This window comes from Pauljensenia sp. 20925_1_34, from assembly GCF_041432775.1.
GTDB lineage: Bacteria > Actinomycetota > Actinomycetes > Actinomycetales > Actinomycetaceae > Pauljensenia.
In genome coordinates, this window is the sequence record NZ_JAPWAG010000016.1 from 1 (window position 1) to 20967 (window position 20967).

Consider the following 20967-nt stretch of genomic DNA (forward strand, 5'->3'; position numbering starts at 1 on the left):
ACGCAGTGTCCTATCACCCTACCTATCCGCGAGGCGGAGCGCGTCCGGGCAAATAAAAATCCGACATCCGCGATCGGATGTCGGTGTGTGGTGGAGCTAGGGGGATTCGAACCCCCGACCTTCTCATTGCGAACGAGACGCGCTACCAACTGCGCCATAGCCCCAAGGACGGATATACCTTAGCACCCTCTCAGACGATCACGCAAGCCGACACGAACAGGCAGCCACCGGCCCACCACCGCAAGGCAAAGAACCGCGCCGCGAGCCAGGTGGCTCGCGGCGCGGCAACGACAGCAAGAAGCAGCCCTACTGGGCCCGGCGCGCGTCCAGGACGGCGTCCAGGTCCAGGGCGACGACCTGGTCTGCGACGACCTCTTCGGTGGAGCGAGCCCCAACCTGGGCGGTCTGCGCGATGGGGCGCGCGGGGATGGCCGCCGTGATGCGCGGAATACCGCGCAGGTCAGTGTCGGCATGGACGATGCGGCCGCGCACGCGGTCGCGGGAGGCGTAGGTCGGCGCGGGGATCGGGGCGACCGTCCATGCGCGCGCGGGGGTGTCGGCAACCTCAACGGCCTCGGGGACCTCGACGTTGAACACGAGGGAGGGCACGGAGCCAGTCGTCGGAGCAGACTCGGAGGCCGCAGGTGCGACATCAGACGACACGGACGCGCGCGGGGCAGCCACGGCCTCGTCGCGCGTAAACGAGCTCTGCGCGGGACGGGCCTTCGGCGCGGAGGCTGCGGGGCGTCCACCGCGCACGTCGGCGCGCAGCTTGGTCAGCAACTCAACCTCGCGCTCGGAGGCGCGCTGCGAGCGGATAGCCGCGACGCGGGAGGTCGACAGCGAGGCAACGAGAGCGGCAATCGGCAGGGCAATCCACGCCCAGGCGATCGAGGTTGCGGCAATAACGATGCCAAGGATCACGGTGGAGAGCGCGCACACGCCGGTGATGACCATGCGGCGGCGTCCCGCGGCGCTCTCGGCGGCGAGGCGCGCTGCGCGGCGGGCGCGCAGCCGGGCGATGTCTCGGACCGCCTTATTATTGCGGCGATCGATGACGGGCCGGGTACGTCCAGTGGTGGCCGTGTACATGCTTCCTCCGCTCGTCAGTGCGCGCCGAGCCAGGATCGTTCCACTGGCGCGATCGCACATATCTAATTCTGACGCATTCGTACGAATCATGCGCAGGCTCGGGGAGAATCGGTCAATTTCACGAGACTCAACGATGGCCATTCGGCGCGCGACCAACTGCGGTACGGTCGCGAGAAGCGAGACGAATACCGCTGCGATGACGAGTCCACCAATTTCCACCCCCTCAACGTAGGGTGGTTTGTGAGTAGCAAGTTTGCTCATATTGGGCGTGTCGGACTCTCAAACCTGACGGTAAGTTCTGAATCGATAACAATTATCACAGTAGTAACACGTGCCCCACCAGTATCGCCGAGGCCGGGGCAGTCAGCGCTCGACAGCCGCCCTTTCGGGACCCAAGGTGAGACTGTCGTCAAACATGCCTCCCTCTCCACACGAGAACACGACATTTCTCCCAAACGGTAGGGAACAACGGTGGACACCCACGCCTCGGGCCAGCATCCGCGCGGCGCCGACGTGCCGACGCCACGCACACCGTCAAACGCGGCCCACACACCCGCGCCCGCGCACTCAGCTAATCGCCGAGCTCCCCCAGCGCCGCTGCACGAGCCCACCCTCAGGCAGCGACTCGGCATCGATAAAGAACGCCACATGATCGGCCCACTGGCCCGCAATGTGCATGAAGCGGGGACGCAGCCCCTCCTCGACCAAGCCGAGACCTCGGCACACGCCCAACGAACGCTCATTCTCCGGGCGCACGCACACCTCAACCCGGTGCAGGCCGAGCTCCCCCACCACCAGATCAAGGACGAGCGCAGCAACCAGGGAACCCAGGCCTCGTCCCGCCCAATCCGACACGATCCAGTAACCCAGCATCCCCGACGACATCGCACCCCAGTGCACGTTGGAGACGGTGAACTGGCCGACGAAACGCCCATCGATCAGTACGCCAAAAACCAGGCCGGTCCCCTCGCGATGGTCGCGCTCGGCGCGGCGCATGTACTGCGAGAACGTGGGGATATGCTCGAGCGAGTCCGGAGGCAACGTCGCCTCCCACGGGCGCAGCCAGTGCCCGTCGGCGCGACGCACCGCATCGAGCGTCCGATGCTCCTGGCCGCGCACGGGACGCACGACGAGCTCGCGCGGGTTCGCGCTGCCGGGAGGGCCCGGACGTAGGAAACCGCGCCCGACCGGGTCAGCGACGCGCAGCGTGAGCATGTCGATGTCGCGCCCCCACACGCACCTGGAGCGCCGCAGGAAGCAGATCATTCGAGGACCAGGCACTGGAGGGTGTCCCCAGCGCGCACGTTCGTGACATCCTCGGGGACGACCGCCAGCGCGTTGGAGTCCGCGAGCGCGGACAGCAGCAACGAGGCCGGGGTTCCCATGACGGAAGCGTTGTAGCCGGCGCGCGGGGAGCCGGTCAGGCGCACGCGAACGAATTCACGGCGGCCGCGCGGGGAGTACCAGGAGCGGTCGATGACGGCGCGCACGACGGGGCGGTTGACGGCGGTCCAGCCCTGCATGTGACGCAGGGCGGGGCGCACGAAGACCTCGAAGCAGACCTGGGCGGAGACGGGATCGCCGGGCAGGCAGACGATCGGAGTGCCGGGGCGCCCCTCCTCGGCGCCGACGGTGCCCACGCCCATGATGTGGCCGGGCCAGGCGGCGACGCTGTCGAAACGAACCGTGCCGAGCGCCCCGAGGACCTCGCGGACCGTGTCGCCGCTGCCGTAGGAGATGCCGCCGGTCGTCAGGACGAGGTCGGCGCGCACCAGCTGGTCCTCGATCGTTTCGCGCAGGCGGCTTCGCTCGTCGGGGACGGCCGCGACGCGGAAAGTTTCGGCGCCGGCGTCAGCAACGGCGGTGGCCAGAGCGTGACCGTTGGCGTCGAAGACGGTGCCGGGGCGGGCCTCGCCGCCGGGTTCGACGATCTCGTCGCCAATAGAGATGATGACGACGCGCGGTCGCGGGTGAACGAGCACGTGGTCACGGCCCACGCCGGCCAGGAGTGCCATCTGGCGCGCGCCGATACGCGTACCGGCGCGCAGCACGGTGTCACCCTGCGCAACGTCCTCGGCGCGGCGGCGGATATTCTCTCCGCTGGCCGGGGCGGTGCGCAGGGCGACCTGGGCGACTCCGTGGTCGGTGAACTCGAGGGAGACCACGGCCTCGGCGCCCGAGGGCATGGGCGCGCCCGACGCGATACGGATCGCGGTGCCGGGCACGAGGGCGGCGGGGTCGACGGCCCCGGCGCGGATCTCCTCGGTGACGGGAAGCGTCACCGGCGTCTCCAGGGTGGCTCCCTCGCAGTCGCGCACGCGCACGGCGTACCCGTCACACGCGGACAGGTCAGCGACCGGGAGGTTGAAGGGGGCCTGCACGTCCTCCGCGAGCACGCAGCTCACCGCGTCGGCGAGCTTGACGTCGAGCGGGGGCACCGCGTGAGCGACGGCCTGGCAGTCCTGGTAGAAGTCGGCAACGCTTCGCATGGTTCTCAGTCCTCGAGCTTGGAGCGCAGGAACTCCCTGAGTTCCCCTCCAAGCGTCGGGTCCTCAAGGGCGAGCGTGACGTTAGCTTCGAGGTAGCCGAGTTTGTCCCCGGTATCGAAGCGTCGCTCGTCGATGACTACACCGTACAGCCCTCCACCCTGTTCTTCGGGGAGGTCGATCATGCGCGCGTACCCATCTGTGAGCTGATACTCACCGCCGGCGCCCGGTTCGATGTTTTCGAGGGCCGTGAACACGGCCGGGTCCAGCAGGTAGCGGCCGACGACCGCGTACTCGGACTTGACTTCCTCGAGCGGGGGCTTCTCGGTGACGTCCGTGATGCGCATGAGCTGGCCTTCCTCCAGCTCGACGCCCTCGGGAATCGGCAGGACCTCAACGGCGGTCGAGGCGTAGGCCGTGGCTTGCTCGGGGGTGACCTTGAGCAGGGCGACAACGCTACCGCCGAGCGCCTCGCGGACCTGGATCATCTTGCGCAGCAGCTGCGATCCCGGCTCCATGAGGTCGTCGGGCAGCAGGACCGCGAAGGGGGCGTCGCCCACGTGGGACTTGGCCTGAAGGATCGCGTGGCCCAGGCCCAGGGGGTGGCCCTGGCGCACGGAGTGGACGCGCGCGTACTTCTTGTACTCGTTGACGTACTCGAGAGCCTTTTCCTTGCCGGCCTTCTCCAGGTCGGCCTCGAGGCCGGGCTCGGCGTCGAAGTAGTCTTCGATGGCCTGCTTACCCGCGCGGGTAACAAACAGGACATCCTTGATGCCAGCGTCGGTGGCCTCGCGAACGATGTACTCGATCGAGGGGCGGTCGACGACGGGGAGCATCTCCTTGGGGACCGACTTGGTGATGGGCAGGAAGCGGGTTCCACGACCGGCCGAGGGGACAACGGCGTGCACGACGGGCTGATTTTTATCTGACATACTGCAAGGGTAGCGAAGAAACCGCCCGAAAGGGAGACGATGGCCACAAAAACAACTCTCCGCGCGGAGATTCGCGCTCGCCGCAGGGCTCGCCGCGCTGCCGCCGCGACCGACACCATCACACCCCCCTCCAAAACTAACCAAGCGCACACCTTCGTACACCACCGCGCCGAGGCGGCAGGAATCGCCTCCCAGGTACGCGCCCTGGCCTCGTCAATGGGCGGAGTCACCCTGCCCGCGCTCTTCGTCTCCACTCCCCTAGAGCCAGATCTCTCCCTCACGCTGGACCTGTTCCCTCGCGCGCTCCTGCCCATCCTCCTCGACGAGGCCGGGGCAGCCCTGCCGGGACCGCGCTGGGGCTTGTGGGAGGCTGGGCAGGCGTTGGTGATGCCAGGGCGGCCTCCCGCTCAGCCGCCCGGTCCTGCGCTCGGCGCGGATACACTCAAGAAGGCGGATCTGATTCTTGTCCCGGCGCTGGCGGCAAGCCCGGACGGGACACGCATGGGCCAGGGCGGAGGGTGGTACGACCGCACGCTCCCCCACCGCACGCCTTCGACGCCGGTGGTCGCCGTCGTCTTTGACGACGAGGTGCTCGCGCCGGGAACGATCCCCCGTGAGGGCCACGACGTGCCGATCGACGCGATCATGACGCCCACGCGCACGATATGGGTCCAGGACCGCTAAGACAGCCCCTTACAACGACCGGCGATGTACTTGACACTCGTTTGTCACGCAGCTCTCAGAGATTACTTTTCGGCTCAATTTCAGCAATCTTTGACCAAATTACAGAAAGTGCGACGAACATTACTCCCTAAATACTATCTTTCAGACCAAAGTCCCCCTAATGTTCTCCGTGGTAACAGCGCGCCCGCGTGGCGTCAGGCCCCGGCGGCTCCGGCCCGCCACGCCGATCCTCTCGGCGATCCAGTCTTGTCGGCAAAGCCGACACCCTTCACGACAGGAGATCCCATGCTTAAGGGCTTCAAGGAATTCATCGCTCGCGGCAACGTCATCGAGCTGGCCGTCGGTGTCATCATCGGTGGTGCCTTCAAGAACATCGTCGACGCCCTCGTTAACGGCGTTATCAACCCTCTCATCGCTGCCGCCGTCGGCAAGCCGGACTTCTCGAAGGCCTTCATCGTCACGTTCCATGGCACCGACATTACGTTCGGTGTTCTGCTGACCGCTGTCATCAACTTCCTGATCATGGCATTCGCGCTCTACTTCTTCCTCGTGCTGCCCATGAACTACCTGGCCAAGCGCATGAAGAAGTCCGAGGATGCGGCCCCCAAGGAGGTCTCCGACGAGGTCAAGCTCCTCACCGAGATCCGCGACGCTCTCGCCAGGGGCGACCGCGCCTGATCCTTGCCCCCTCTGGGGATAGCGGCGGGGCCGATACACATCGGCCCCGCCGCTTTTTTGTATCCACACGCCGACGTGTCGTACCCTCAACGCTGCAATGCGCCTCAGCACGCCTCAACGCAGCACACTGCCGCGCCGCAGCGCTGCGATGCGCCGCTGCACACAGCCGCACCCCCAAATCTCGCACGTAATTTGGGTACCCTTACTTTTCTGAGCACCCCAACAAACCGCATGATTCCAACGATGCGACTTCAAAATTTGAAATAGTCCGGGGGGAATTACGTGCGACATTGTTGGGGAACCATGCCTGAAGCGGCGTGACACGACACGTCATGGCGCAACGGAGCGTCGAGCACATTGCACACACGAAGGCGACAGAGGCCCCGCACCCGACAACTGGTCGCGCACACTCGTCGATCCGCAGCCGGGTCCCACAGGCGGGAACGCTAACCCGTCGATCCGCAGCTGGGCCCCACACGTGGGAACGCTAACCCGTCAATGCGCAGCTGGGCCCTATAGGTGGAGCATGGGCAACCTCGCCCATGCTCCACCTCAAGGGTTAACGTGCGCATCCAAGGGCGCGGGGCACCACCCATCGGGCCCATCAAGCCTCTCGCCTTGCTCAAAGCGCAGTCCACTTCGCCCAAATCGCGCCATTTTCGGCAATATTCACTGAAATGGACTGCGGTTTGGGACAAACCCCGATCACTGCACCGCACCGACACGCAGCCGGGCCCCACAGGTGGGAACGCTAACCCGTCGATGCGCAGCCGGGCCCGCAGGTGACCAGAAACAGGGCACCGGACAGAACTCGGCCTTAGGCTCGCGCCTGGGCGTGCGGGGGCACGTTGTCGAGCAGGCGCGCGTCGTTGGCTCCGTCGCCCCGCTCGGGGGCGTCGGCCATGGAGCCGGGGCGCGTGTCCTCGGGCCGTACGCGATCTTCCCAGGAGGGCGGCAGGCCCTCGGCAATGAGACGGCGGTCCACGTCGGACACGAAGCGCGCGACGCGGCGGCGCTTGCGCGGAGCGGGCTCACTCATCGCCGTAGCCCTCGTCGTCCGCGTCGGCGGCGTTGGACGCGGGCTTGGTACGGCGCACGACGTTGCCCAGGACAGCATCGGACTGGAAGCCGCGTCGCGTGATGCCCAGGGCCTCGCGCAGCTCTTCGGCGGTCTCCAGGTCGGTGCGCTCCACGCCGTCAGAACGCACCCAGGTGGCCATCTCGTCGAGCTGATCGTCGGAGTAGGCAGCCAGGGGCAGGCCCTTGGCGATCGCGGGTCGGGGCCCACGGTGCTCCTCGGAGGCGCGTTCCTTGCGCTTGATCTCCAGGAGCATGCCGGTGGTGTCCTCGTCGGCCTTCTTGCGGCGCTTGGATTCCTCGTCGAGGCCGTCGTCCAACATGGGCGGGCGCGGCTTGGCGGCGGGGGCCTCGTCAGGATCGTTCGCCGAGGCCGGGGCGTGGTCCTCGGAATCGGCGCGCTTCTCGGGATCGACCGGGTCGGCACGTTCCTCAGATTCGGTGTTGTCGTCAGCCTCGTCGGAGGCGGTCGGAGCTTCGGCAGGGGCCTCGTCCGCGTCGTCGTCGCTCACGCGCTCGGGTACGGCGACGGCGGGGACATCGGCGTGAACCTGCAGCTCGTCGAGGGCGTCCAAGACTGCGTCGACGATCGCGGAGCATTCCTTTTCCGGGTCGATGAACAGGGCCATGGACAGGGCGGTGTAGACGTGCCAGCCCTGGGCTTCGAGCCAGCGGGGTCGGGCGCGGTCGCGCACGCGCTGGCTGGGTTCGGCCAGGTATTCCTCGTCGTCGGTGAGGACCGCGAGGAGAAGGCGTCCGGGTGAGGCCGGGTGTCCGATGGCCAAGGGGACGCGCATGCCGCCGGGGATGCCGACGTTGGCGACGACCTCGAGGCCTCGGGAGTACAGGTGGTCGGCGAGGTCGACGAGCAGGCGGTCGGGTTCCCCGGCCAGGACCGGCCAGGCGTCCATGCCTTCGCCCGCGTGCCCTTCGGCGATTTCGAGGAGGTCCATGAGCATCCGCGAGCCTGCGTGGTGCAGTCGGTCGCGGTCGATGTCTTCGCTGTGCAGCGAGGACACGAGCGTGAGGTCGCCGCGCACGACGCGCAGCACCTCGGCCAGGGCGTCGGCTCCCTCCTCGGTGGACAGGATGCCGAAGTCGTGGATGACGCGTCCGTGGGGGGTCTTCGCGAAGCCGACGGAAAGGATCAGGGACTCGCGCGTGAGTCCGAGCGCCTCGGTGGGGCCGACAACGACGAAGGGTTCGGGGGTAGCGGGGTCGAAGAACGAGGCCAGGCCGGGCTCGTCGGAGCGCACGGCGTGCAGCGCTTCCTTGATGCGCCGCGCGTGACGGTCGGACATGGCGACGACGGCCAGGGAGCGCTCCGGGGATTCCACGGCGTGCTCGATGACGGCGTCGACGACGGCGCGCACTTCGGCCGTGGTCGATTCGATGGCGTGGGCACCGGGGGCGGGCATGCCGGTGGCCTCGACCCAGCGGGCGGACACGGGCGCGTTGGCGGCCGTCCACGGCACGGGGATGCCCGCGTGCTCGTAGCCGTAGCGGGCGAGCAGCAGCGCGACCTGGTCGTTGAGGCGGCGCGGGCCGGGCTCGACGCGCAGGGTCGGCAGGACGGAGGCCAGGGTGCGTGTCGCGCCGTGCTCAGAGGCGACCGCGAGGTCGTCGATGACGACCAGCTGGTGGCCGCGCGCGATGATGGGGGCCAGCTCCGCCAGGGGAAGCCCGTCGGCGCCGTCCAGTACGACCATGTCGAGGGTGCGGCCGGTAGGCGCCAGCATCGGCACCATCGCGGGGACCGTCATGAGGACGGGCAGCAGGTGGCGTACGAGCGGGTAGGCGATAAGTAGCTCGAGGTCGGAGGGCGCAGCCCCGTCCTCGAGGAGTTCGCGCAGCTCCTCGTACTGGCTGGGGCGAGCGGCCAGGGCGTTCGTGCGAATGCGGCGCACGCCCGTGATGGCCTGCGGGATGAGCGAGGCCACCTGGGCCTCGTCGAGGTCGCGTCCTTCGCGGGTCAGTTCCTCGAGGGAGGCGGGGTCGATGCCGCCGAGCGCGGGCTGGGCCGCGAGCATGGCGCGCAGCAGGGAGGCCCACCAGGCCAGGTCGAGCTCGGTGTCGATCTGGTTGTCGGCCACGGCGCGGTCGGCCAGGTCCTGGGCCAGCTTGTCGAGGCCGTGGACGGCCAGGCGCGAGCGCATCTCGAGGCGCGCGGGGATGTCGCGGGCGGCGGAGGTGTCGCCCGCCCACTTCTCGATGAGGGCCGACAGGCGCTGCAGGTGGGTGGCGACCAGGTCGGGTTCCTCGGCCACGAACACGGGGGCGATGGCGTCGAGGTCGTCGCGCACGGCGTCGGTCAGGGCCGAGATTTCTCCGATCTTGGCGGGCAGGATCGGCCAGGAGTCGTCGCCGCACACGGCGCACCAGGCGTCGCGGCGCTCCTGAACGCGGATGAGGGCGCGGTGCAGGTCGGGCACATGCACGCCGGGGCGCACGAGGTCCTGGGCCTGCTTGACCAGGCGCGTACGCTCGGCGCGGCTCATGGTGATGTCGTGGTCCTTGCGCCACTGCTTGGGGGCGGTTGCGATGACCATGTCGGCGGCGCTGCGCTCGAAGACGCGGGGCTTGAAGACGTCGAGGACGTCGGCGATGCCGTCGAACATGGCGAGCTGGCGGTCCCACTGGGCCAGCGTCGCGGCGGGCTTGATCCCGGCCTCGCCGGCGATGGCGGAGATGTGGACGCGCAGCTCAGGCAGGGCCTGAGCCAGCCGGTTGACGCGCACGAGAGCGTCGGAGGCCTGCTCGTCTGAGGTCAGGATCGCCGAGGACCAGGCGGAGGATGCGCCTGCGCTCAGGCGGCCGGAGTCGAGGGCTTCGCGCAGGAGAGCACGGGCGCTCTCGCCCTGGTCCGTGGCGATGTCGAAGAGGGCCTGCTCAGACAGGCGCACGCGCGTCGTTGGCGCGTCGTCACCGCTGGTGAGGTCTGTCAGAGCACGCAGCGCGTCGGCCGCGCACACGCCGAAGCGGCCGTAGGGCTCGTGCAGGGCGCGGGCGTAGGAGTCCAGGGAGGAGCGCACATGGCGCAGCCTCTGACGCATCGCGTCGACGGCCTCCTGGTCGACGACGGGCGCCATGTCGTCGATCGCTTCCTTGACGCGAGCGGCCAGGGAGCGCCTCGCGTCGGAGTATCCGTCAATGTTGGCGACGACGTCGGACAGGCCCAGGTCCGCCAGGCGCGAGTAGGCGGCGATCGAGCGCGAGGGCGCGGTGGACACATGCAGGACGGAACGCCCGGTCGCGGCGGCGTCCGCGAGGATCGCGGCCACGATGGAGGCGTCGTCGCTGTGGGCGGGAACGTCGATGAGGACGGAGCGCCCCTCGGAGGCGGCTTCGACGGCATCCTGCTGGACGGGGATTAGGTCGCCGACGCCCTTCTCGGCCCAGGGGTCACGGTCGCCGGGGTTGCGCGTCAGGGGATCGCCTGTCAGGTCGCGCAGCGCGTCCTGGTCCCCGGCGAGCGCGCGGATGACCGTGGAGTCAGCCAGGGCCTCGATGTCGGAGTCGAGGCTGGCGGACAGGGGGCCCGCGGGGTGGCTGAAGAGGCCGACGACCAGCTCGTCGCGCAGTTCGAAGCGCGCCAGGACGCCGCAGGCCTGGCGCAGGGCGCTCATGGCCTGGGAGGAGGAGAATCCATGGTGTCCGGTGGCCTGGGCGAGAATGTCGCGCCCGTCGATGTCGACGCCGGCGCCGCGCAGGGCGTTTTCGAGCTCGGGGGCCAGCAGCGCGCCGTGTCCGACGGCGATGAGCACGTCGTCGTCGCGCCGCACGAGGCGCACGGGGCGCAGGAGGGCGGGGGCGGTGATGATCTCGGTCCCGTGTCGCCACGACGCGGTTCCAATGGCCAGGTGGATGGGCCCTGTGCCGTGCGCGGCGGAGCGCTCCTCGGAGCGGGCGATGATCGCTCGGGCCCGGCCGAGCGCGCGTCCTAGGGCGATGGGTTCGCGGATGAGCAGGCTGAGGCGCACCGGGTGTTCGGTGAAGAGCTGGGCCAGGCCGCCGGGGTGGGCCTCGGTCAGCGACAGCGTCGGCAGGTTCTTGCTGTCGGCGGCGATGGTCTCCTCGAGTCGTGTGCGCCACGCGGTGCGCGCCTGACCGACAAGGGTGGTCGGGTGCGTCGACGTGGACGAGGCCTCGGTGACCTCGGGCTCTGGAGCGGAACGGCGCGAAAAGATACTAGGAACCACGTTTCCACCCTACGGCAGTAGCCCCTTATTGTGTGACGCGGCGCGCCCGGATGAGGTCGACCAGGGAAATGGTCACAACAGCTCCGATGATGAGGGCCATGCCGACGATGTCGGCACCCGTGTAGGAGCTTCCCATGATGAGGGCGGAAAAGCCGGTGGCAGCGATGGGTTCGACGCATCCCACGAGCGACGCGCGCACGGGTCCGATGCGGTCCACGCCCCACAGGTAGGCGGTGAAGGCGACAGCGGTGCCCAGCACGACCGTGATTGTCATGGCGAGTACAACGTCGGGCGTCCACGTGATCGAGTAACGCCAGACTCGCCCGACGAGGCCCACCCCGGCTCCGGCGATGATCAGGCCGTAGCCGACGACGAGCTCGGCGCCGTAGGCTGCGATGAGGCGCGCCGGTAGGAGCGTGTAGGTCGCGAGCGTGAGGGCGGCGACGGCTCCCCAGGCGAGCGTGACGGGCGTGAGAGCGAGGGTATCCAGTGACCCGTGCGTGGAGAGCAGAAAAGTGCCGGACAGGGCCAGGACGATGGCGACGACCTCGGCGGCGCGCGGCCAGCGGCGGTGGCTCAGGCACACCCAGACGACGATGAGAATGAGGCCGAGGTATTGGAGGACGGTGCCCGTCCCGGCGTTCGATGCGCGGATGACCTCCATGTAGCTAATTTGACAGGCGGCGAGGCCGAAGAGCGCGTAGACGACGAGGGTGCGCCAGTTGCGCGCGCTCGTGACGAGCTCACGATGGGCGGGGGTGATCCCACGCGAGCGAGCCAGGGCGGAGGCGATGGTGAGCACACCGGCAGTGAACATGCGACAGAAGCTAATGAGGGTGAGCTCAATGCCGTGGCCGGTCATCAGATAGTCGGCGGACACACCGGAGGCGCCCCAGCAGAGGGCGGCCACAATGGTCACAATGTACCCGACGGCATTGCGCATGAAAACCCCTCAACAGTGCCCCCGAGACGATTCGAACGTCCGACACCCGCTTTAGGAGAGCGGTGCTCTATCCCCTGAGCTACGAGGGCGTGACAAGTTGTCCGCGCCCACTGTAGCAAAGTGGGCGCGCCGTCGCCGCCTCATCCACCCCGGGAGGCGCGTCCTCGCGCGGGACATTGCGCACATAGACGAGGCCGGGGTCCCTTCGCAGGGACGCCCCGGCCTCGTCAGTGGCACCTTAGCGGCGTTCCCACTCCGTGTGGACGGCGGTCGCTCCCTCGCCCAGGTGGGCGGAGGGCACGACCATGACGGGGCAGGTGGAGTGGTGGAGCACGGTCTGCGAGGTCGATCCGAGGAGGACCCCGGCCAGGCCGCCGCGCCCGCGCGTGCCGACGACGACCAGGTCGACGGCGGTGGAGAACTCGATGAGCAGCGACGCCGCGGAGCCGTCAAGAGCGTGACGTGAGACGTGCATGTCGTCGCCGTCAAGGACAGCGTCAATGGCGGCGTCCATGCCTTCGCGGACCTGGGCGAGCAGCGCCGAGTGGTCAACGCCCGTCGGGGTCCACGCCATGACGGAGGGGCCAGCGGCGATCGGCACGGCCGAGACGGCGGTCACGCGAGCGTTCCACACGCGGGCCTCGTCGATCGCGCGCTTGAGGGCGCACGAGGGCTGGTCCGTGCCGTCGATGCCCACGACGATGCGATCGACGGGCGTGAACTTCTTGCCCGAGGTGTGGCGCGGAACCACGACGACGGGGCACTTGGCGTGCGCGGGCAGGGCCGAGGAGACGGTGCCAAGGAGACGATCGGCGAAGCCTCCCCCACCGCGCGAACCGACGACGATCATGTCGACCTCGGCGGAGAAGTCGATGAGGACGCCCGCCGGGTCGCCCGGCTCCGTCGAGCCGGACACGTGCGCGGCGCCGCGCTCACGGGCCAGCGCCTTGGCTTCCTCGACGACCTGTTCGGCACCGGCCTTGAGGGCCTCGTCGTCAAGAACGGCGTACCCGCCGTCGAGGGCGGCGGCAGAGTAGGAGGCCAGCGCGTAGGTGCACAGGCAATGGATGCGCGCTCCGGTGCGCGCGCCGCGATCAGCGGCCCATGTGACGGCGGCAAGGCTCTCCTTCGAGCCATCGACACCGACCAGAATGACTTCGGTAGAACTCATCATGTCCTCCTCGTGGTGGCAGTCACTTATATTGTGCCGTATTTTGACGCTGCGCGAAAGCCCAAGAGGCCGCAGACAAGACAATCGCCGCAGCCCGAGGGCTGCGGCGATTGTAAAGAGTTAACGCTGCTCAGTAGCGCACGTAGGTGGCGCCACCGCGCACCGGCGAGATCTGAGACAGGCGGCCGGGGACCGTCGCCTCAACCATCTGGCCGTTGCCGATGTAGATGGCGACGTGACCGGGGTAGGACACGATGTCGCCGGGCTGCGGGTCGGACACGATGGTGCCGCCAGCGGTCTGAGCGGAGGAGGAGTGGGGCAGGTTGATGCCAGCGGCCGCGTAGGCGTACTTGACCAGACCCGAGCAGTCCAGGCCAGCGAGGGTCTCGCCACCGTAGACGTAGGGGATGCCGGTCAGGCCCAGGGCGACGGACACGATGTCGGAGCCAGCGGCGTTCACGGCGGCCTGGCGGGCGGAGGTGTCGGTCGAGGTGGCCTCGCCGCGGGTCTCCGAGCGCGAGGCGGCGCCTTCGGAGTTGTCGTTGGCGGCGGCGGGGGCCGCAGCGGCGGGCGCCGGCTCCGGCTCGGGGGCCGGGGGCGCCTCGGCGGTGACGGACGCGACGACGTCATCCTCGGCGGTCCACGCGATATCGGGAACCTCAACCGTGGTGACATCATCGACCGCAATGGTCGTGGTGTTCAGGTCCGCGCTCTGCGGCTCGGACTGGGGGGTGGCCGGGGCGGCGTTAGCGACACCGGCGGCAATCGCGGTCAGCGCAACACCGGCTGCCGACGCGAAGGCGATCGGGCGAGCGGCGTTCGTGGGGGCCACGCCCTCGACCACAGCGGCGGTCATGGGGCGGCGTGCCAGGCGGTGACGCGGAGCAGGCTTAGAAGTCTTCACTCGTTTTCTCCCTGTTTCCCTGCGAGGTTAGCTGTCGGGTTCGGGCGGGAGGCCCGGCTCGGCGTGCGAGCTTCACCCCAAGGCTACGAGGAGCCGGAAATGGGTTCCCCGCGTGAGACGCTGTTTCCACACCATCCGTTGTCTCACTTCGGGTGCCGGATGGGCGGTTGGTCTGATGACCGGTACTCACTATAGCCTGCACAGCTGGTCAATGTCACGTTCCGGTAACACGTCAACACCCCTCAATACCCCACCGTTATCATTTCGTGACATTTGAGCCCTGCGATTTCGGGGAAAACTGGGCCTATCACTAACTCGTCACACTTATTCCATAATCCGAGATAGGCTCGTTTCCGTGCAAAACGAAGGCCGAGACCCGAATGGGCCCCGGCCTCGTCACACTCGCGCCTACTCGCCGCGCACGAACAGGTGAGCGGCCAGTGGCATCGCGATGGTCAGGTAACCGCGAACCTCCCCGGCCTCGTCGAGCGCGGAGACGCGCACGACGTCGCCGTGCGCCGACAAGCCCACGCGCGCGCCCGGACGCAGGCCCAGCTCGTCGAAGGCGGCCAGCAACTCAGGGGCAGCCTGGATGGGTTCGCCGATGCGCGCCAGGGTCAGCGCGCCCGACTCAAGCGAGCGCACCGCCAGCTCCGCGGAGTGCAGGCGCTCAGCACCGCTCACGCCCGGCAGGGGGTTGCCGTAGGGATCGAGCGTGGGATCGTGAAGCAGCTCCGCCAGGCGCGCCTCAACAGCGTCGCTCATCACGTGCTCCCATCGGCAGGCCTCGTCGTGGACCTGTGCCCACTCCAGCCCGATGACGTCGAGCAGCAGGCGCTCGGCCAGGCGATGCTTGCGCAGCACCTCGGTCGCATGCGCGCGCCCCTCCTCGGTCAGCTCCAGACGCCGGTCCCCCATCACGTGCAGCAGCCCATCGCGCTCCATGCGCGCGACCGTCTGCGACACCGTCGGCCCGGAATGTCCCAGGCGATCCACAATGCGGGCGCGCAGGGGCGTCACCCCGTCTTCCTCGAGCTCAAGAATGGTCTTGAGATACATCTCGGTGGTGTCAATCAGGTCTGCCACGTCGTCCTCCTTCAAGGGGCACCTACGAACACCAGGATAGGGTGACCTTCCTTTTCTTGGATGGAATCGACACACTCATGCGAAAAAGTGCGCGTCGTGACGTGCGCTTTTTCACCCTAATTCGATCAATGGGCATGATGGAAATAGATCCGCGCGCAGGGTTAGGCTGTGGACATGGTGGCTTTCCCCGACATTGACCCGGTCCTCCTGCCCGCCGACGGCCGCTTCGGCTGCGGCCCTTCCGTGGTGCGCATCGACCAGCTCGAAGCCCTCTTCACTCCCCTCCTCATGGGTACCTCCCACCGCGCGGCCCCCGTGCGCAGCGTCGTCGCCTCCCTCAAGGAGGGTCTGCGCACGCTCCTGAACATTCCCGACGGCTACGAGGTCGTCCTGGGCAACGGCGGCGCCTCCGCGTTTTGGGACGCGGCCTGCGCGTGCCTCATCTCCTCGCGCGCGGCCTTCGGCTCCTGGGGCGCTTTCGGAGCGAAGTTCGCCACCTCAGCCGAGCGCGCACCACACCTGGCCGCTCCCCTCATCGACGAGGCCGTGGCGGGTTCCCTGGTCACGCTAGCACCGCGCTCGGCCGCCGAGGGCGTCGACGCGTACGCCTACCCGCACAACGAAACCTCGACGGGCGTCACCTCCCCCGTCTACCGTGTGGATGCGCCCGGCGCGCTGACCCTCGTGGATGCCACCTCCATCGCGGGTGCCGCGCCCGTGGACCTCACCCAGGTCGACGCCTACTACTTCTCGCTGCAAAAGGCCATCGGTTCGGACGGCGGCCTGTGGGTGGCCATCCTCTCCCCCGCCGCCATCGAGCGCGCCCACGCTATCGAGGCCGCCCCGGGCGGACGCTGGATCCCCCAGTTCCTCTCCCTATCCGCCGCGATCGACAACTCGCGCAAGGACCAGACGCTCAACACCCCGGCCCTGGCGACCATCATCATGGCGCAGCGCCAGGTCGCGTGGCTCAACGAGCTCGGCGGAATGGAGGCCGTGAGCGCCCACTGCGCCCAGGCCTCGTCCCTCGTCTACGACTGGGCGATCGCACACCCGGCGCTCTACCCGTTCGTGGCCGAGGAGGCGTGGCGCTCGCCCGTCACGGCGACGATCGAGATCAACGCCGACGTCAAGGCCTCCGACCTGGCCGCGCACCTGCGTGCCCACGGCATCGTGGACATCGGCGCCTACCGCGGCGTGGGTGCCAACCAGCTGCGCATCGGCACCTGGCCCAGCGTGCAGATCGGCGACGTCGAGGCGCTCCTGGAGTGCATCGACTACTGCCTGGAGCGGGTCCTCTAAGCGCCTCGCGCCGCCGCGCGGTCCCCGGCTCTCAGCTCGGGTCGACCGAGCGGCGCGGTGCGTCCACAGAGGAACCACCCTCCACGCCCACCCACGGGAAAGAGGGACGTACCACGACGCGCCCCTTCCAGTGGATCATTGCCCACGCACCGCAGATGAGCGCGATACCCAGGGAGGCGATCCCGCCCACCAGGATCGCCCAGCGGGCCCCGAAAACCGCGCCCACACGGCCAATAATCGGCGATCCAATCGGCGTCGCACCCAGGTACACAAGCGAGTACATCGCCATGACACGCCCACGCATCTCCTGATCCGTACGCGTCTGCATGAGGGCGTTTGCACTCGTGTTCATCGTGAGCATCCCAAAACCCGTCGGGATTGACAGGAGAGCGAACCACCAGTAAGTGGGGGCCAGACCCAGCAGGATCTCGGCGCACCCGTAGAAGGCGGCACCCAGGATAATCGTGCGCAGACGAGGGATGCGGCGTGCAGCACCCGTCGCCCCCAGAATCGAGCCGAAAGCCATGAATGAGGAGAGTATCCCGAAGGAGCCGGCCGTCTTGCCAAACACGGTGGTCGCCATGAGCGCGCTGGTCATCTGGAAGTTCATGCCCAGGGCGCTCACGATGGCAATCAGCACGAGGATGATGAGGATGTCCGTACGCTGGCGTACGTAGGCTACGGCTTCGCGCAGCTGGCCACGAGCGCGCGGCACGAGCGTGCGCGGGTAGAGGCGGTCGCCGCGCATGAGCATCAGCGCGATGACGGGGGCGGCGAACATACCGGCGTCAATAAGGAAGACGGGACCCACCCCCCACCAGTCGATGAACAAGCCCGCGGAGGCCGGGCCAATGAGACGCGCCGCGTGGAACGCCGTGGCGTTCAGGGCGACAGCGTTCGCCATTTTGTCAAGCGGTACGAGTTCGCCGACGAAGGCCTGACGCGCGGGGGTATCCATTGCGGAGATAGTTCCCGAGACAAACGCCAGAACATACTGATGCCACAGCTGCCCCGTTCCTGTCAGGACGACGAGACCCATGATGAGAGAGACAACGCCGATGCCAGTCTGCGTGCACTGCAGGAGACGCCGCCCCGGGATACGGTCCGCGAGCACGCCCGCCCACGCGGAGAACAGGATGATCGGCAGGAACTGCAAGGCGGTGACGATGCCGACCTGCGAGGAATCGTGGTCGGTGAGGACCGTGAGCACGTACCAGTCTTGAGCCACGCGCTGTAGCCATGTGCCCGTCGATGCAATCAACGTTGCGGCGAACCAGTACCGATAGTTGACGTAGCGCAACGATGCAAACGTAGCCGACATGTCTTTCCTCCTCATCCTGTGCCCCTCCACGAACGAGGCCTGGGCGAAGCGCGCGATCCTCGTTCGTACGCGTTCTTTCAGAATACGACTGCCCCGCCGCAGCGACGCTGCGACGGGGCGACAAGTACGCGATAGGTGAGCAATCAGGCGGCGCCGAGGAGGCGCTGGATCGGACCCATCAGGAAGTAGATGACGAACAGGCCGGAGACCAGCCACATGAGCGGGTGGACCTTGCGGGCCTTGCCCACGACGAGCTGGATGACCGTGTAGGTCACGAAGCCTACGCCGATGCCGACGGACACGGAGTAGCCGAAGGGCATGAAGGCCACCGTCATGAAGGCCGGGATCGCGACCTCGGGGTCCTTCCAGTCGATCTCGAGGACCTGGGTCATCATGAGGTAGCCGACGAACACGAGGGCCGTGGAGGCGGACTCGGTCGGGACGAGCTCGACGAGGGGGGCCAGGAAGGTCGAGAGAAGGAAGAGCACGCCGGTGACCACGGAGGCCAGGCCGGTGCGAGCGCCCTCGGCGACGCCCGACGCAGACTCGACGTAGGAGGTGTTCGAGGAGACGCCGCCCACGCCGCCGGCCACGGCGGCCAGCGAGTCGATGATCAGGATCTGACGGGTCTTGGGCGGGTTGCCGTCCTTGTCGAGGAGGTCGCCCTCGGCCCCCACGGCCACCATGGTGCCCATCGTGTCGAAGAAGTCGGCGAGCATGAGGGAGAAGACCAGGAGGATGATGGAGACGACGCCGAGCTTGCCGAAGCCGCCAAAGAGGTCGACTTTGCCGAGCGTGTTGAAGATCGGAACCGCGATCGGGGAGCCCGTGAGCTCGGGGACGGTCTTACCCCAGCCGGTCGGGTTCGTCTCGGAGATGAGCTTGATGCCGGCGAAGAACTGGACGATGACCGCCATCACGGTGGAGGCGACGATCGAGATCAGCACCGCGCCCTTCACGCCTCGCACGTGGAGGATGATCATGAGGAACAGGCCGAACACGAAGACGAGGGCCGGCCACCCGTCGAGCGACCCCGAAATACCAAACTGGACGGGGGTCGCGCCCGTACGCACGATGCCCGCGTTGACCAAGCCGATGAGGGACACGAACAGGCCCAGGCCCACCGTGATGGCGGTCTTGAGGGCCGGTGGAACGGCGCGGAAGACAGCCTCACGGAAGCCGGTCAGAACCAGCAGGAAGATGAGGATACCTTCCCAGGCGATGACGCCCATGGCCTCGCCGTAGCTCAGGCCCGCGCCGCGCACCAGGGTGAAGGCGACGACGGCGTTGAGACCGAGGCCGGCGGCGAGCGCGAGGGGGTAGTTGGCGACGACGCCCATGAGGATCGTCATGATGCCCGCGACAAGCGCGGTGCCGGCGGCGATGCCCTCGTTCGTGATCGGACCGTCTTCGGGGACGGCACCGCCAAGAATCAACGGGTTGACGACCAGGATGTAGGCCATCGCGAAGAAGGTGACAATTCCACCGCGGATTTCGCGACCGATGGTCGAACCGCGCTTGGAAATCTGGAAGAACGAATCGAGTGACTGTGTGAAGCCGCCGCGGGACGGGGCGGTCTTTTCTTGGGTATTCACTGGTTAATCGTGCCTGGTCGCGCCCGGCGACGCAAACATACCCGCCGTGTTCCCACTTGTTGAGAAAGTACCCGGGAGTCGCCTCCCGGGTACTTCCTGTCAGTTCGTGTGCCGAGGCCTCAGTCGGCTTGACGCTGCCCGCTCTCCTCAGGGGTGTCCTCGGAGTGGTGCGCACCCTGCGCCTGCTCTGCCACGGCCTCGTCGGAAGGGGACTCCTTGACAGGGTGCGGCATCGGCTCGGCGTCCAGCGCGCCCTCATTCACGCGGGAAGGACGAACCGGCCAGGCCGTCCCATTCTTGGGCACGTCCGTCTCCGAATGGGAGCCGCACGTGTGATCCAGCGACACGACGGCACCGTCATCGGTCGCCCACTCGTTCGCGCACACGCCGAACATCTGGCGCATGCCGCCGCTCATCTTCACGAGGAAACCGCAGGTCGAGCAGGTGTTGCGCGCACGACGCCCCGCCTTCGGGCCGCGCTCCGACTCATACCAGCGCTTCGCAGCCTGGCTGCGCCCCTCCTCGGATAGGACGCGCGGGCGCCCCATGCCGGGTTCGCGCACGACCGGCAGGTCCGGGTCCTCGCTGGTGTCCTCGAAGCTGTGCTCCAGGCGCTCGTCGTCAGCCACGTAGGGCAGAGTGTCCTCGCGCGAAATATCCGAAGGCCGCAGGCGCTCCTCCCACGGCACCCACTCGGGGGCCAAGAGCGCGCCCTCGCGCGGGGTCATGTCGACCTCGCACACGGTGGCGACGCGCCCGCGCGGCACGCGCGCCACTGTCACCGCCCAGCACCAGCCCACGTAGCCCGCATCCGTGGAGGCGAAGTAGTGCGTACCCAGGCGATCCGACACCATCTCGAAACCCACGTGCTCACCGACAGGGCGCGGGTGCGCCACGGCCTCGGCGCCCGCGCGTGCCACGTCGAGCGCGGCCTCCAGGACGGCGTCCTTTTTCACTGCCCGCGTGCGGGCCACAGTCTTAGGCATCAAATTCCTCTGCGACGGCGCGCAGCACCTTCGCGATCTTGGTCGCGTTGTCCGGGTAGGATCCGCGGCGCAGCGCGGCGCTCGAGGAGTCGAGGAGCTTGATAAGGTCCTCAACCACGGGCACCATCGCCTGCGGCTTGCGGCGCTTGGCACGGGCAACGGAAGCTGTCTCCTTCAGGAAACGCACGCTGAGCGCCTGCGGTCCCTTGCGTCCGTCGGCCACCGAATACTCCACGCGAGCACCCACCCTGGGACTGCGCGCATCGGCCGGCAGCGCGGACGAGTGGAGGAAGACATCCGCCCCGTCGTCTCCCGCGATGAAGCCGAAACCGCGATCAGCGTCGAAGAACCTCACTTTACCGGTGGGCATGGTCCCCTCCTTCTCTCAATAGTCTCTCAGCCCTATGGGCTCCCCCTATCATAGGGTGCTCTCCCGCCCGGCGTCGGAGCCTTACGACTGCCTGTAGCGAACAGCACCGCTGCCCCCTCTTTCGCGTACACTGACCCTCAG

At 67.9% G+C, this 20967-nt stretch carries 17 protein-coding genes, 2 tRNA genes and 1 riboswitch; of the genes, 3 read left to right on the forward strand and 16 right to left on the reverse strand.

Features of this window, described 5'->3' with window-relative positions; genetic code table 11:
* Positions 1 to 88 precede the first annotated feature (88 nt).
* From O3669_RS07050 to O3669_RS07070, 5 genes are all read right to left on the reverse strand, one after another.
* Positions 89 to 164, reverse strand: a tRNA-Ala gene (locus O3669_RS07050).
* Between the two features lie 142 nt (positions 165 to 306).
* On the reverse strand, positions 307 to 1353 hold the full coding sequence (locus O3669_RS07055; RefSeq protein ID WP_371524184.1) for a hypothetical protein: 1047 nt from the start codon (positions 1351 to 1353) through the stop codon (positions 307 to 309).
* 306 nt (positions 1354 to 1659) lie between these two features.
* Positions 1660 to 2358, reverse strand: coding sequence for a GNAT family N-acetyltransferase (locus O3669_RS07060; RefSeq protein ID WP_371524214.1), 699 nt, complete (start codon positions 2356 to 2358; stop codon positions 1660 to 1662).
* Positions 2355 to 3581: a gephyrin-like molybdotransferase Glp gene (gene glp, locus O3669_RS07065; protein ID WP_295919108.1), complete on the reverse strand. Its 1227-nt coding sequence runs from the start codon at positions 3579 to 3581 to the stop codon at positions 2355 to 2357. Before glp ends, O3669_RS07060 begins: the two co-directional genes overlap by 4 nt.
* Before the next feature lie 5 nt (positions 3582 to 3586).
* Complete coding sequence (locus O3669_RS07070; protein WP_371524185.1) at positions 3587 to 4510, reverse strand: UTP--glucose-1-phosphate uridylyltransferase; 924 nt, start codon at positions 4508 to 4510, stop codon at positions 3587 to 3589.
* Positions 4511 to 4549: 39 nt separating this feature from the next.
* Here O3669_RS07070 and O3669_RS07075 point away from each other — a divergent pair, with 39 nt between their 5' ends.
* A complete protein-coding gene (locus O3669_RS07075; protein WP_371524186.1) occupies positions 4550 to 5194 on the forward strand; it encodes a 5-formyltetrahydrofolate cyclo-ligase in 645 nt (214 codons plus the stop codon).
* A 285-nt stretch (positions 5195 to 5479) separates the two neighbouring features.
* Positions 5480 to 5872, forward strand: coding sequence for a large conductance mechanosensitive channel protein MscL (gene mscL, locus O3669_RS07080; RefSeq protein WP_371524187.1), 393 nt, complete (start codon positions 5480 to 5482; stop codon positions 5870 to 5872).
* An 817-nt stretch (positions 5873 to 6689) separates the two neighbouring features.
* Here the strand turns inward: mscL and O3669_RS07085 are convergent.
* The 7 genes from O3669_RS07085 to O3669_RS07115 all read right to left on the reverse strand — a co-directional run bounded on the left by O3669_RS07085 (position 6690) and on the right by O3669_RS07115 (position 15252).
* Positions 6690 to 6911, reverse strand: coding sequence for a toxin (locus O3669_RS07085; RefSeq protein WP_371524188.1), 222 nt, complete (start codon positions 6909 to 6911; stop codon positions 6690 to 6692).
* Positions 6904 to 11148, reverse strand: coding sequence for a prevent-host-death family protein (locus tag O3669_RS07090; RefSeq protein WP_371524189.1), 4245 nt, complete (start codon positions 11146 to 11148; stop codon positions 6904 to 6906). The genes O3669_RS07085 and O3669_RS07090 overlap by 8 nt, the downstream gene beginning before the upstream one ends.
* A gap of 25 nt (positions 11149 to 11173) precedes the next feature.
* Positions 11174 to 12091 carry a DMT family transporter gene (locus O3669_RS07095; protein ID WP_371524190.1) on the reverse strand — a complete coding sequence of 306 codons (918 nt, stop codon included), beginning with the start codon at positions 12089 to 12091 and terminating at the stop codon, positions 11174 to 11176.
* Positions 12092 to 12107: 16 nt separating this feature from the next.
* A tRNA-Arg gene (locus O3669_RS07100) sits at positions 12108 to 12180 on the reverse strand.
* Positions 12181 to 12329: 149 nt separating this feature from the next.
* The gene (locus O3669_RS07105; RefSeq protein ID WP_295920491.1) at positions 12330 to 13262 is read right to left on the reverse strand and encodes a universal stress protein; all 933 of its coding nucleotides are present in this window, start codon (positions 13260 to 13262) and stop codon (positions 12330 to 12332) included.
* A gap of 130 nt (positions 13263 to 13392) precedes the next feature.
* Positions 13393 to 14166, reverse strand: a complete 774-nt coding sequence (locus tag O3669_RS07110; protein WP_315283064.1) for a C40 family peptidase — start codon at positions 14164 to 14166, stop codon at positions 13393 to 13395.
* Positions 14167 to 14168: 2 nt separating this feature from the next.
* Positions 14169 to 14325: riboswitch (cyclic di-AMP (ydaO/yuaA leader) on the reverse strand.
* 249 nt (positions 14326 to 14574) lie between these two features.
* Complete coding sequence (locus O3669_RS07115; RefSeq protein WP_371524191.1) at positions 14575 to 15252, reverse strand: metal-dependent transcriptional regulator; 678 nt, start codon at positions 15250 to 15252, stop codon at positions 14575 to 14577.
* A gap of 174 nt (positions 15253 to 15426) precedes the next feature.
* On the opposite strand from O3669_RS07115, the gene serC reads away from it, so the two are divergent.
* On the forward strand, positions 15427 to 16554 hold the full coding sequence (serC, locus tag O3669_RS07120; RefSeq protein WP_371524193.1) for a phosphoserine transaminase: 1128 nt from the start codon (positions 15427 to 15429) through the stop codon (positions 16552 to 16554).
* Between the two features lie 31 nt (positions 16555 to 16585).
* On the opposite strand, the gene O3669_RS07125 is transcribed toward serC, so the two are convergent.
* The 4 genes from O3669_RS07125 to O3669_RS07140 all read right to left on the reverse strand — a co-directional run bounded on the left by O3669_RS07125 (position 16586) and on the right by O3669_RS07140 (position 20826).
* Positions 16586 to 17875 (reverse strand): MFS transporter, encoded by a 1290-nt coding sequence (locus O3669_RS07125; RefSeq protein WP_371524194.1) that lies wholly within the window; start codon positions 17873 to 17875, stop codon positions 16586 to 16588.
* Between the two features lie 143 nt (positions 17876 to 18018).
* Positions 18019 to 19470, reverse strand: coding sequence for an NCS2 family permease (locus O3669_RS07130; protein ID WP_371524196.1), 1452 nt, complete (start codon positions 19468 to 19470; stop codon positions 18019 to 18021).
* 119 nt (positions 19471 to 19589) lie between these two features.
* Positions 19590 to 20456: a DUF3027 domain-containing protein gene (locus O3669_RS07135; protein ID WP_314769445.1), complete on the reverse strand. Its 867-nt coding sequence runs from the start codon at positions 20454 to 20456 to the stop codon at positions 19590 to 19592.
* The gene (locus O3669_RS07140) at positions 20449 to 20826 is read right to left on the reverse strand and encodes a cold-shock protein (protein WP_295918398.1); all 378 of its coding nucleotides are present in this window, start codon (positions 20824 to 20826) and stop codon (positions 20449 to 20451) included. The genes O3669_RS07135 and O3669_RS07140 overlap by 8 nt, the downstream gene beginning before the upstream one ends.
* Positions 20827 to 20967: the final 141 nt, after the last annotated feature.